The sequence below is a fragment of the Labrenzia sp. C1B70 genome, from assembly GCF_000475395.1.
Classification (GTDB): domain Bacteria; phylum Pseudomonadota; class Alphaproteobacteria; order Rhizobiales; family Stappiaceae; genus Roseibium; species Roseibium algicola.
In genome coordinates, this window is sequence record NZ_AXCE01000034.1 from 512,324 (window position 1) to 525,093 (window position 12,770).

Sequence of the window (12,770 nt, forward strand, 5' to 3'; positions counted from 1 at the left end):
TAGAACTAAACTTCAGATTCCAAGAGGAATTTTGCGCTTTGTTAAGGACGCCGACGTTCATTGGCATTATCGGAAATTGTGCGGACGTGCGACCGAAATGGCAAGCGACACTCAGAATCGAGACACCCAGGAAAACACCTCGCCAGAGGGTAATACTACGGAAACCAGGACGACCCTGAATTCCGATAGCATCCTGCATTCGGGGCTTCTCGATAATCGAGATGAGCATCTCGAAAAGGCGCACGACTATCATCTCGACCAGGACATGGGCGAATCCATGGAACAGGTCAACGCCAACCTGCACCTTGGAAGCGACGAGGAAGAACAACGCTACGTCGAACAGGAAGACCCATCGTCCGGCGCGCAAGGTATCGGGTTTGAGGATGATGGCACGGAGCTTTCTGCGCTTGAAGACAGCGATGCAGTCAATGCATACACTGAGCAATCTTCCGACAATTCGACTGGCACACAGGACTTTTCAGGGTCGAACAGCGACGATTTGCCGTTGGGCGGCGGCACGTCCGCAAGCATAGCTTCTGCTCTGGATGATGGATCGAACCAGACCTATTCGAATGGCTCTGTAACCAACCCGGGCGACGGCACCTTCAGTAGCCAGAATGGCCAGGTGCAGTCAGGCGCAGGTTTCGATGACGGCAACGACGACCTTGCTGCGGGCATCGTCGCTTCCGATTTGTCTGCGGTCACCGATATCGATGCAACTGAAAACGCCGTTGACGAAAATTCAGCAGTCGGATCTGCAACCGGCATTCGGGCAAGCGCAACCGCCTCAGAAGGGGCCAGCGTAACCTACAGCCTCCTGGACGATGCGGGTGGTCTGTTCTCCATTGATCCCGAGACGGGCATCGTTACGGTAGCAGGTTCGCTCGATGCCGAAACGGCTGGAAGTCACCAGATCATCGTGCTTGCCACCGGATCCGACGGAGCGACGCAAACAGAAACCTTCACGATCAATATCCGTGACGTGAACGAATACGACGTCAGCCCGATCAGCACGGTCGGCGCTGTTGCGAACACAATTTCCGAAGGTGTAGACGGCGGCAGTCAGGCTGGCATCACTGTTGTGGCGACCGACCGGGACGTGAGCGACAGTGTCTCCTACTCCATAGACGACCCGCGCTTCGTCATCGATGACCAGGGTGTGGTCAGCATTGCCGAAGACGCCGTGTTTGACGCTGAAACCGAAGCGACTGTCTCCTTCACTGTGACCGCCACCTCCACCGACGGCTCGCAGTCCACGCAAAGCTTCACATTGAAGGTCGAAGACGAAAACGAATACGCTACGTCTGCAATTCAGGACACAGACACTTCCGCCAACACCATCGCGGAAGATGCTGCGGCTGGTACGCAGGTGGGCGTCACTGCATTCGCCGAAGACAAAGATGTAACGGACACCGTCTCCTACACCGTCGATGATCCCCGTTTCACGGTTGATGAGAATGGCGTCGTTCGAGTTGCGGATGGCGCGAGCTTCGATGCCGAAACCGAAGGTTCCATCGATATCATCGTTACAGCAACCTCGACCGACGGTTCGACCTCGGAAGAGACATTCACGATCGCGGTATCTGACGTCGATGAGTATGACGTCACCGCTGTTACCGATACGGATTCTTCGGCCAACACCATCGCGGAAGATGCGAGCGCGGGCACCCAGGTTGGCGTAACTGCACTGGCGACTGATGCAGATGCCACAGACACTGTCTCCTACTCCGTCGACGACACACGTTTCACTATCGATGAGAACGGCGTGGTTCGGGTTGCTGACGGTGCTAGCTTCGATGCCGAAACCGAAGGTTCCATTGACATCACTGTCACGGCGACCTCTACCGACGGTTCGACCTCGGAAGAGACCTTTACGATATCGGTGTCCGACGTCGATGAATATGATGTCACCGCCGTAACCGACACAGATACATCTGCCAATACAATTGCAGAAGATGCTGCAGCTGGCACGCAGGTGGGCGTCACTGCATTCGCCGAAGACCAGGACATCACCGACACGGTTTCTTATTCGGTTGATGATGCCCGCTTCACGGTTGATGAGACCGGTGTCGTTCGGGTTGCCGACGGCGCGAGCTTCGACGCGGAGACCGAAGGGTCCATCGACATCACCGTGACCGCAACCTCTACCGATGGATCAACTTCGGAAGAGACCTTCACGGTCTCCGTTTCAGACGTTGATGAGTATGACATCACCGCAGTGACCGACACAGACACTTCCGCCAACACCATCGCGGAAGATGCTGCGGCTGGTACGCAGGTGGGCGTCACTGCATTTGCCGAAGACAAAGATGTAACGGACACCGTCTCCTATTCCGTGAACGACGCCCGTTTCACCGTTGACGAAACCGGCGTGGTTCGGGTTGCAGACGGCGCAAGCTTCGATGCCGAAACCGAAGGGTCCATCGACATCATTGTGACGGCGACCTCGACCGATGGTTCAACTTCAGAAGAAACCTTCACGATTGCGGTTTCCGACGTCAACGAAAGCGCCGTTTCCGCTGTCACCGACACGGATTCCTCAACCAACACCATCGCCGAAGATGCGAGCGCTGGTACGCAGGTTGGCGTGACTGCCCTGGCAACTGATGCAGACGCCACCGACACGGTTTCTTATTCGATCAACGACACCCGTTTCACCGTTGACGACAATGGTGTGGTTCGGGTTGCGGATGGTGCGAGCTTCGATGCCGAAACCGAAGGCTCCATCGATATCATCGTGACGGCGACCTCCACCGATGGATCAACTTCGGAAGAGACCTTCACGATCTCCGTTTCAGACGTTGATGAATATGACGTCACGGCTGTCACCGACACAGACGCATCTGCCAATACGATTGCAGAAGATGCTGTCGCAGGTACACAGGTTGGTGTCACCGCATTCGCCGAAGACAAGGACATCTCCGACACGGTCTCCTACACCGTCAACGACGCCCGTTTCACGGTGGACGAACACGGCGTGGTTCGGGTTGCCGATGGCGCGAGCTTCGATGCCGAAACCGAAGGGTCCATCAACATCATCGTAACGGCGAGTTCGACTGACGGTTCGACCTCGGAAGAGACCTTCACGATTGCGATTTCCGACGTCAACGAAAGTGCAGTATCCGCAGTCACCGATACGGATTCTTCCGACAACACCATCGCCGAAGATGCAAGCGCGGGCACCCAGGTTGGCGTGACTGCACTGGCGACGGATGCAGACGCCACAGACACCGTCTCCTACTCCGTCGATGATGGCCGGTTCACTGTTGATGAGAACGGCGTGGTTCGGGTTGCTGACGGTGCAACCTTCGATGCCGAAACCGAAGGGTCCATCGATATCATCGTGACGGCGACCTCGACCGACGGCTCGACCTCGGAAGAGACCTTCACGATTGCGGTTTCCGACGTCAACGAAAGCGCCGTGTCCGCTGTTACCGATACGGATTCTTCCGACAACACCATCGCGGAAGATGCAAGCACGGGCACGCAGGTCGGCGTGACTGCCCTGGCAACTGATTCAGACGCCACCGATACCGTCTCTTATGCTGTCAACGACAGCCGCTTTACCATCGACGAAAACGGAGTGGTTCGAGTTGCCGACGGTGCAAGCTTCGACGCGGAAACCGAAGGGTCCATCGATATCATCGTGACGGCGACCTCCACCGACGGCTCGACCTCGGAAGAGACCTTCACGATCTCCGTTTCTGACGTTGATGAGTATGACGTCACCGCCGTGACCGACACAGACGCATCTGCCAATTCCATTGCAGAAGATGCTGTCGCTGGCACACAGGTTGGTGTCACCGCATTCGCCGAGGACAAGGACATCACCGACACGGTCTCCTACACCGTCAACGATGCCCGTTTCACGGTGGACGAAAACGGTGTGGTTCGGGTTGCAGATGGCGCGAGCTTCGACGCCGAAACCGAGGGCTCCATCGATATCATCGTCACGGCGACTTCGACTGACGGTTCGACTTCGGAAGAGACCTTCACGATTTCCGTTTCAGACGTTAACGAAAGCGCAGTCTCCGCTGTCACCGACACGGATTCTTCCGACAACACAATTGCAGAAGATGCAAGCGCAGGCACCCAGGTCGGCGTGACGGCCCTGGCAACAGATGAAGACGCCACCGACACTGTCTCCTACTCCGTCGACGACGCACGATTCACTATCGATGAGAACGGCGTGGTTCGGGTTGCTGACGGCGCAAGCTTCGATGCCGAAACCGAAGGGTCCATCGATATCACCGTCACGGCGACCTCCTCCGACGGTTCGACCTCGGAAGAGACCTTCACCATCGCGGTGTCTGATGTTGATGAGTTTGACATTTCAGCTGTTACCGATGCCGACACTTCTGCCAACACCGTTGCGGAAGATGCTGTGGCAGGTACCCAGGTTGGTGTGACAGCATTTGCCGAAGACAAGGACGTCACAGATACTGTCTCGTACTTGGTGAACGATACGCGCTTCACTGTTGATGACAACGGTGTCGTACGTGTGGCTGAGGGGGCGAGCTTCGATGCAGAAACCGAAGGTTCCATCGCCATTATCGTGACGGCGACCTCAAGCGATGGATCGAGCTCTAAAGAGACCTTCACAATCGCTGTTTCCGATATCAATGAAAGTGCCATCACTCCCGTAACTGATACGGACGCAACGGCAAATTCGATTACCGAAGATGCCGCTGCCGGAACGCAGGTTGGCATCACGGTTCTTGCGACCGACAGCGACATCACTGACACGGTTTCCTACTCGGTAGACGATAACCGTTTCACGGTGGACGAAAACGGTGTTGTCCGCGTTGCAGATGGTGCTTCTTTCGACTTTGAAAGCGAACCCAACATCACTCTGACGGTGACCGCGACGTCTTCCGACGGCTCCACGTCTTCGGATGCATTCTCGGTTTCAGTAACCGACGTTGCTGAAGACTATCAGCTCGAAGACGGCGGCCAGACCTTCACCGACGTTTCTGTCGCTGAAACCAGCATCACCGGCGGCTCCGGTGACGATACCATTGTGGCACACGCCGACGGTGGCAACGTCGATGGCGCAGATGGCAACGACACGATTTCCGGAAACAGTGCTGCCGATACTCTTGCAGGTGGTGCGGGTGACGACACGATCGAAGGTGGCGCCGGAAATGACACGATCTATGGTGAAAATGCACCTGTGTCCGGCACCTGGCACTACCAGGTTTATGACCACAACTTCAGCGGCGATGCCGGCCAGACTGTCGACATTTCCTCAGGCACGCTGATCGACGAAGGAACGACGGATGCGTTCGACCTGGACACCGTTGTCCAGGGTGCACGCGGGTCGACTGATAACCCTGAAGATTTTGGTGTCATTCTGACGTCCAACTTCACCGCCACAGATGGCGGCACCTATCGTTTCTCCACCCGCTCGGACGATGGATCCACCATCGAGATCTTCGATGCATATGGCAACCGACTGACGTTTACCAACCAGAACGGTACGCAGACCGACTATCTCGACAACGATTACCACCAATCAGCGACCACCCGCTGGGCGGACGTTGATCTGGAACCGGGTGAGATCTACACCATTGTCGTCAAGGTCTGGGAGAACCAGGGACAAGAGGTTCTCGATGCAACTGTAACGCCTCCGGGCGGAACGTCAGTAGACCTGTTCACCTCCGATTTCGTCAGTGCGGCCGCGGTAATCCCGGGGGACGACACGCTGACGGGCGGTGCCGGCGACGATATGATTGACGGCGGGCTAGGTACTGACACAGCGGTCTACAGCGGCAATTTCGCCGACTACACCATTACCGAGAACGAAGGCATCTTCACCGTTACGGACAATCGTCCAGGTTCTCCCGATGGTACCGACACGGTCGTGAACGTTGAAAACTTCCGGTTTGCCGATGGCGATGTTCTTTCGGGCGATTTGATCGCGCAGGATATTTCTGCCGTGTCCGACAAGGACAGCAGTGCAAACACGGTTGCGGAAGACGCTACTGCTGGAACGGCTGTCGGCGTTACCGCGTTCGCTGAAGATGGAAACACGTCTGATACTGTGTCCTACACCGTAAATGACGATCGCTTTGTTGTGGACGAAAACGGCGTTGTCCGGGTTGCGGATGGGGCCAGCTTCGACGCGGAAACCGAAGGTTCCATCGACATCGTTGTAACCGCCACGTCTTCCGATGGCTCGGCTTCCGAAGAAACATTCACGATTGCCGTGTCCGACGTCAACGAATACGACGTCTCAGCCGTTTCCGACACCGACGCCGCGACAAACACGATTTCCGAAGACGCATCTGCCGGGACACAGGTTGGCATTACAGCACACGCGAGTGACGCGGATATCACCGCGTCTGTGAGCTATTCCGTCGATGACAGCCGCTTTACTGTCGATGCGAATGGTGTCGTCCGTGTTGCCGATGGCGCCAGCTTCGATGCAGAAACCGAAGGATCCATCGACATTGTCGTGACTGCCACCTCCTCTGACGGTTCCACGTCGCAGGAGACCTTCTCGATTGCCGTTTCCGACGTCAACGAGGGCGCCGTTTCAAACGTCACCGATACGGACACCTCTGATAACACGATATCGGAAGCAGCAACTGCCGGCACTCAGGTTGGCATCACAGCCCTGGCAACAGATGCAGATGCCTCTGACACGGTTTCTTACGCCGTTGATGACACGCGCTTCACAATCGATGAAAACGGTGTCGTTCGTGTTGCAGATGGTGCCAGCTTCGACGCAGAGACCGAAGGGTCCATCAACGTTACCGTGACCGCGACGTCTTCTGACGGCTCGACTTCAACGGAAACCTTTACCGTAGCGGTGTCTGATGTCGACGAATTCGACGTTTCCAGCGTGACTGACGCAGACATCTCGGCAAACACAATCGCAGAAGATGCGACCGCAGGCACACAGGTTGGTATCACGGCGTCGGCAAGCGATGCCGATGTCTCGGATACGGTTTCCTATGCTGTCAACGACAGCCGCTTCACCGTGGACGAAAACGGCGTGGTTCGGGTAGCGGAAGGTGCGAGCTTTGATGCGGAAACCGAAGGGTCAATCGACATCATCGTGACGGCAACTTCAACCGATGGCTCAACTTCGGAAGAAACCTTCACGATCGCCGTTTCCGACGTCAATGAAGTTGCCGTATCTGCGGTGACCGACATCGATGCGACGGCCAATGGCTTCGCGGAAAATGCCGGAGAAGGCACCACAGTCGGTATTACTGTTCAGGCAACGGACAGTGATGTGACCGACACGGTAACCTATACGGTGTCCGATAACCGGTTCACAGTTGGCGACGATGGCCTGGTAACGGTAGCCGCCGGAGCAACGTTTGACTACGAGAGCGAACCGACCATCAACCTGACGGTGACCGCGACCTCTTCTGACGGCTCCACGTCTCAGGAAACCTTTGCTCTTTCGGTTGCCGACGTCGCTGAAGCCTATCAGATGGCCGAAGGTCAAACGACCTTCACCGACACCGGCGTCGCCGAAACATCCATCACTGGCAACGACAGTGCCGACACGATTACCGCTCATGACGACGGCAGCACCATCTACAGCGGTGCGGGCGACGACACGATCTATGGCGGCGCTGGCAATGACACCATCTTGTTCGGCGAAGGCAATGACGTCGTTTACGGCGGTGCGGGCGACGATTTCATCGATGATGAGCGTGGCACCCAGCCGAACACCGGTGACAACTACCTGGATGGCGGCGAAGGTAACGACACCATCTTTGGCGGCAGCGGGAATGACACACTGATCGGTGGCGCAGGCAACGATAGCCTGTCCGGCGAAAATGACGACGACACCCTTCTGGGCGGCTCAGGCAGCGACAAGCTGTACGGCGGTGCCGGAAACGACACGCTCGAAGGTGGGGCCGGCAACGACTATATCGACGGCGGAAGCGGTACAGACACCGCAATCTATTCCGGTAACCGTTCCGACTATACCGTTACCGAAAACGCGAACGGCACCTACACGGTAGTCGACAACCGCTCCGGCTCGCCGGACGGAACCGACACTGTCGTCGGAGTTGAGAACTTCCGCTTCGCGGATGGCGACATTCTTGCAGGCGATCTTGTCGCGAAAGATATTTCTGCGGTTTCGGATACGGACGGTACTTCCAACAGCATCGCTGAGAACGCAGGCGCTGGCAGCACTGTTGGCGTAACAGCCTTTGCCGACGACGCGAACACCTCAGACAGTGTGACCTATACTGTCGATGACGACCGTTTCACGGTTGACGAAAACGGTGTGGTTACCGTCGCGAGCGGTGCGAGTTTCAATTACGAAACCGAGACGGAAATCACGATCACCGTTACGGCAACTTCCACAGACGGATCGACATCGCAGGAATCCTTCACGCTGGATGTCATGGATGTGGCAGAAGACCTGCAGCTTGCAGACGGCGGCGCCACCTTCACTGACACCGGTGTGTCTGAAACATCGATCAGCGGCGGGTCTGGCAACGACACGATCACGGCCCATGACGACGGTGGCAACCTTTATGGTGGCGCAGGTGATGACACGCTGATTGGTGGCTCAGGCAACGATACGCTGTCCGGTGGAGCGGGTTCCGACATGCTTCAGGGCGGCGATGGCGATGACACGTTGATTGCCGGCGACGGCGCTGCCCCAACAAACGGTGGAACCAATACGGTTGGCGCCACCTACTCTCTCATCCACCTGGGAACCATGGCGGATGTCGATACGGATGAGAACAACGGCGTCAGCGAGAATGCCTCCAGCCTGCTGGGATCTTATGGCGATGCAGGTACCCCCCTCTACACGCAGACGGTGAGAGCAACCGCAAACGACACCAATGGTGACGGGGTACTGGCGGACAACGATTTCAACGGCACGGCAGAGACCCTGACAATCGGCGGCACGAACTATGCTCTCGATTCCCTGCAGACCTTCGATGCGACCGTCACGTTCACGGACGGAACCACCGGAACCATCTCGGCGGTCGTCATTCAGCTCGACAATGGTGATGTCTATCTGGCTCCGGAATACATGTCGAATGCGGATTCCGACCTGCTTTCCAGCAAACCTATCGTTGGAATTTCACTTGATACGCTGACCATCAACGACGCTAGCATGTACGCCAACAGGCTTGACTCCGAATACCAGGTTCCGGGCGACACGCTCGAAGGCGGTGCGGGCAACGATACACTGATTGGCGGTGACGGCGCGGACATGCTGGAAGGCGGCTCCGGCAACGATACCATCGACGGCGGCAAGGGCGCGGATACCGCCATCTATTCCGGTAACTGGGAAGACTACAACATCGTCCAGAACGAAGATGGCAGCTACACGATTTCCGATCTTCGCTCCGGCGCTCCTGACGGTATCGATACGGTGTCCAACGTCGAGAACTTCAGGTTTGCCGACGGAGAAATCCAATCGGAACATCTGATCGATCGCCCAATTAGTGATGTGACCGATACCAACGCGTCCGCCAACACAATCCACGAACTGGATGGTGCCGGCACACAGGTTGGGATCACCGCCTTTGCCGACGACCCGAACGGCGATGCAGTTACCTACACTCTGAGTGACGACCGCTTCGAGATCGATGCCGACGGCAATGTCACGATTGCAGACCATGCGTTCTTCGACAGCGAGATTGAAAATTCGATCGATCTGACGATCACCGCCACTTCCGCGGATGGATCCCAGTCGAGTGAATCCTTCTCGATTGCCGTCACCGGCGAATATGATGTCACCTACAACGATACTGACGAAAGCAATACCGGCAGCGGTGCAGGCTACGACTATACGTACCACCTTGACGGCGCCGGTGGTGATGACGTTATCGAAGGCGGTTCAAACAACGACAGGATCGAAGGCGGCACCGGTAACGACAACATTTCGGCAGGTGACGGCCGCGACCTTATCTTCGGTGGCGACGGGCACGACAACATCAGCGGTGGCGCTGGAGATGATGTGATCATCGGTGGTCTTGGCAACGACAACCTGAGCGGTGGTGACGGTTCCGACCTGTTCATGTACGGCCTGGGCGACGGCAGTGACACCATCAACGCAGGCATGGGGGCCGGTTGGACCGACGTTATCGATCTGGGTGGTGGTCCAGGGATCACTGCCGCCGGCGAATACGGTACGGACTGGACAGTGACGATCACCAACGGCTCGATCGAGACAACAGACCTTGAAGGCGGCAGGCTCGACCTTTCCCAGGATGCCGATGGCTACATCGACTTTGCAGACGGCAGCCGTGTCAACTTCAACGATGTTGAGGAAATCCGCTGGTAGCTGATGTCACCGGACAGCGGTAACTGACGAAAAGCCCCGCCGGAAACGGCGGGGCTTTTCATTTATCTGCCAGCGACAGAATTCGGAAAATGGGATCTGGACAGAACCCGGCTCAACGTTCGCTGAGCGGATCTCCGATTGCGCGGGTGACCGGCTTCAACATGTACTGAAGCACGGACTTGGACCCTGTGACGATCTTTGCGTCAACGACCATGCCTGGCGAGATTGTTTCAGCGCGCGCACCCTGCCCGATCGTGTTGGTTTTCAGCGGGATCATGGCCTTGAAATAGTAGTTGCCGTATTCGTCCCGAAAACTTGACGCCGAGATGACGGAAACTTCCCCCTTCAAGGTACCTTCGATATTCGGGTCGAAGGTCGTAACGGCGATTTCTGCTTCGTCACCGACATCCACATGGCCTATATCGCGCGGTGAAACACGAACCTCGGCAACAAGATCGCTATCGCTCGGCACAATTTCGGCAACCACATCGCCAGGCGCCAGTACACTGCCCGGACCTTTGAGATAAAGCGCCTTGATGTGCCCGCTGACCGGAGCTCGCACGAACAGTCGGTCGTACCGGTCTTTCTGTTTATCGGCTTCGAAAGTCAGCTCACTGCGCTCCTGCGCAACCCGGCTGCGCTCAACGGCCTGTTCCTCTTCGGCCACGGCAATCGAACGTTCCAGGCTGGCGGTTGCCTCCGTCAACTGTGCTCGAACGCTGCCGCTCATACCGTTCAGTTCGCTCAAAAGGCTCTGGGCATTCTGAAGAGACGACTTGGCTTCCAGAAAGCGCCGCTTGGATGTGTAACCCTGTTCGAAGAGGTTTTCCTGGATCTTGTACTGTTCCTGCTGGATCTCGATCTGGGTTTCCTGCAGGGCTATCCGTTCAAGGATACTGCCTAGCTCCGCCTGCTTTTCGCTCACCCTCGCCTTCAAGGCCTGCTGTTCTTTTTCCAGTGCCAGGCGTTGAGCGTCATAGGCAGCCTGTTGCGCTTCGCTGAAGCCTGCATCGGCGCCTAGTCTCAGGCCATTGGCGGCACTGCCAAGACCCGGATTTCCGAGCCGCTGCTCTTCGGTCGCCAGAAACTTCAAGCGGGTCTGGACCTTCTCGAGATCACTCGACGCCGCGGTTTCCTGCAACCGAACGATGGGGGTGCCTATTTCAACCAGTTGGCCCTCCTGAACCAACACTTCTGCAACGATGCCACCTTCCAGGTGTCCGACAGTCTGCACCTTGCCTGCCGGGACAATTTCCCCTGTCGCACTGGCGACTTCACGCACCTGTCCGATTGCCGCCCACGCCAGAAAAGCCGCCGCAGTCAGCGACAAAACCTGCAAAACGCGCCGGTACGCGACTGGCGGTGGGCCTTCCTCAAGTTCCAGAGGAATGTCCAACGAAAAATTGTCAGCGGTGGTTTTACGGATAAACATGTTGCCCTAGCGCTGGCCGAAACTGGGCTAACTATTGACGATTAAAGTAAATATCAGCTGAATCGGGCTGACCATATTTTAAGCGCCTTTTCTCACAAGAGTTGAAAACCGGACGTGTTGCCAGTGGCGAACCGACCAAAGTGATTTGGCGTACCGGAAAACTGCATTCTGCCTTTGACCAGAACGGTTCGTCGTGCATTAATGTCACAACATTATCGATTTTCATGCAAAAGGTGTGATGCTTTGGGAGGGGCGCATGACAGACCGTGATACTGTGCTCGCTGAACAGCGGGATGGCTGTCTTTTTCTAACACTCAACAGACCGGACCGGCTCAATGCCTTCAACGAAGCCATGCATCATGCGCTTCGCAAGCATTTGACCACAGCAACGGAAGACAGCTCAATCAGGGCTGTGCTGCTGACCGGGGCCGGCCGCGCTTTCTGCGCTGGTCAGGACCTTTCCGATCGCGACATGCGCGGAGGTGGCGAGGCACCTGATCTCGGCGTAACACTCGAGACACTTTACAATCCCCTGGTTCGGCAAATCAGGGCTCTCAGAAAGCCTGTCATCTGTGCGGTCAACGGCGTTGCCGCGGGTGCAGGCGCCAATGTAGCGCTTGCCTGCGATATCGTCCTCGCCGCCCAGTCTGCCCGTTTCATCCAGGCTTTCTCCAAGATCGGCCTGGTTCCCGATTCGGGCGGCACATGGTTGCTGCCACGCCTGATTGGAGAAGCCCGTGCGAAGGCACTCGCCATGACGGGCGAACCGTTGGGGGCAGAGACAGCGGCCTCCTGGGGCCTCATCTGGAAGGCAGTTCCGGACACGGACCTCATGACGGAGGCCGGGACGCTGGCAACGCAGCTGGCCGCGGGGGCAACCACCGGCCTTGCGCTTACCAAGGAACTGATACAATCGGCAGCAGACCAGTCGCTCGATCGGCAACTGGACGCCGAGCGCGATAGCCAACGCCAGGCGGGACGAACGAATGATTATCGGGAGGGCGTCACCGCTTTCCTTGAAAAGCGGTCCGCCCGATTTACCGGCGCTTGAATGAGGCA

The 12,770-nt window shown here is 57.0% G+C and carries 3 protein-coding genes; 2 read left to right on the plus strand and 1 reads right to left on the minus strand.

Features of this window, described 5'->3' with window-relative positions:
* Positions 1-97 precede the first annotated feature (97 nt).
* Positions 98-10,279: a cadherin domain-containing protein gene (locus Q666_RS66840; RefSeq protein WP_022998691.1), complete on the plus strand. Its 10,182-nt coding sequence runs from the start codon at positions 98-100 to the stop codon at positions 10,277-10,279.
* A gap of 112 nt (positions 10,280-10,391) precedes the next feature.
* Here the strand turns inward: Q666_RS66840 and Q666_RS56945 are convergent, their stop codons facing one another.
* The gene (locus tag Q666_RS56945; RefSeq protein WP_208993806.1) at positions 10,392-11,675 is read right to left on the minus strand and encodes an HlyD family type I secretion periplasmic adaptor subunit; all 1,284 of its coding nucleotides are present in this window, start codon (positions 11,673-11,675) and stop codon (positions 10,392-10,394) included.
* 292 nt (positions 11,676-11,967) lie between these two features.
* Between Q666_RS56945 and paaG the strand changes: the two genes are divergently transcribed.
* Positions 11,968-12,762 (plus strand): 2-(1,2-epoxy-1,2-dihydrophenyl)acetyl-CoA isomerase PaaG, encoded by a 795-nt coding sequence (paaG, locus tag Q666_RS56950; protein WP_022998693.1) that lies wholly within the window; start codon positions 11,968-11,970, stop codon positions 12,760-12,762.
* The last annotated feature ends 8 nt before the right edge of the window (positions 12,763-12,770 follow it).

Excerpts from the sequence above, each read along its gene's own strand:
- Q666_RS66840 (WP_022998691.1), top strand. The coding sequence starts at position 98 with ATGGCAAGCGACACTCAGAATCGAGACACCCAGGAAAACACCTCGCCA.
- paaG (WP_022998693.1), top strand. The coding sequence starts at position 11,968 with ATGACAGACCGTGATACTGTGCTCGCTGAACAGCGGGATGGCTGTCTT.